Here is a 1022-nt window from a genome sequence, read left to right as displayed (position 1 = left end):
TTTTTCATTTCGCAATTACCTAAATAATTGTTATCAATCGGTACAGTCTAGACAAATTACTATGTTGATAAATTGGTGTCAGGCACCTGCCATGTATTAAAGTTTCTTTTTTTAATATAAAGGATAATTTCAAGTAATGAAATATACGATAAGATTTTAGTTATTATATCCCATGTACCAACCGTAAACCCTTCTGAATGCATAAAACTCTTTTTTATACCACTTAGGAAATTTTCATTTTTTTCCTGCAAGCTTACCTCCAAATATACACAATATTTATTTTTAAGAATATGTAATGACAGCCTAACCTATTGTTATACATCTAGCAATTGTCTATAATTGCCATTACTTGAACATTATGATTGAAATGCTATTGTAATTAAACCGAACAATTTGTTTTCCATCATTATAAAAGCTGGAACAACTGCTTTTTCCAAGATTCGTCCAACTTTTCGATTATTTTTATTTCTCAAGGCGGCATCAAGATCTTTGATGATTGGAATCAGATTATAGGTGATCTGGGCATACTGATTCCAGGCCTGATAATCAGTCACAATTAATTCCAGACTCTTTAAGGCGTTCATTCTTTCCATACTGTCAATCAACCAATTGAGACCTTCTAATAACTCATTGAGTGACTGCCAGGTAATGCCATCCGGCTCCATTGCAAATTCACTGGCCATGCTGCGAATTTGAGGGATTGCATTTTTAAGATAGGCGTAGGCTGAATTAATCGTCTCCTGAATCAGTTGCTTTACTGTTTGAGTGATCACTTCAATTTTCTGTATTTCTGCCAGTCGTTCAGACAGGTATTTACTCAAATCTTCTTTGACACTGTTCCCATCAACAATATAGTCAATGGCAATTGCATTATCACGGTTTAAGACTTCAGTAATTGAATCAGTGACTTTCTCAATCGTATTTTCACATGTAACGGACTGCCCGTTTATTTTTATGATCATCTTAACTCCATTTCTGGTTTTCTCGCTCAGAAACGTCGTAAGCGATCAATAACAGGGTGC

2 protein-coding genes are annotated in these 1022 nt (G+C 34.5%); both read right to left on the bottom strand.

What is annotated here, in order from left to right; genetic code table 11:
- Positions 1 to 59: 59 nt before the first annotated feature.
- Positions 60 to 251, bottom strand: coding sequence for a hypothetical protein (locus B3F51_RS09215; protein WP_286946716.1), 192 nt, complete (start codon positions 249 to 251; stop codon positions 60 to 62).
- A gap of 105 nt (positions 252 to 356) precedes the next feature.
- Positions 357 to 962 carry a hypothetical protein gene (locus B3F51_RS09210; protein WP_286946715.1) on the bottom strand — a complete coding sequence of 202 codons (606 nt, stop codon included), beginning with the start codon at positions 960 to 962 and terminating at the stop codon, positions 357 to 359.
- Positions 963 to 1022 lie beyond the last annotated feature (60 nt).

The sequence above is a fragment of the Acetobacterium sp. UBA5834 genome (assembly GCF_002435675.1).
Lineage (GTDB): Bacteria > Bacillota > Clostridia > Eubacteriales > Eubacteriaceae > Acetobacterium > Acetobacterium wieringae.
The sequence above is the reverse complement of the archived record's forward strand: the minus strand, read 5'-3'. Positions and strand labels throughout refer to the sequence as shown.

Bases quoted from the DNA above. Each gene is read 5' to 3' on its own strand.
- B3F51_RS09210 (WP_286946715.1), bottom strand. From the start codon at position 962: ATGATCATAAAAATAAACGGGCAGTCCGTTACATGTGAAAATACGATT.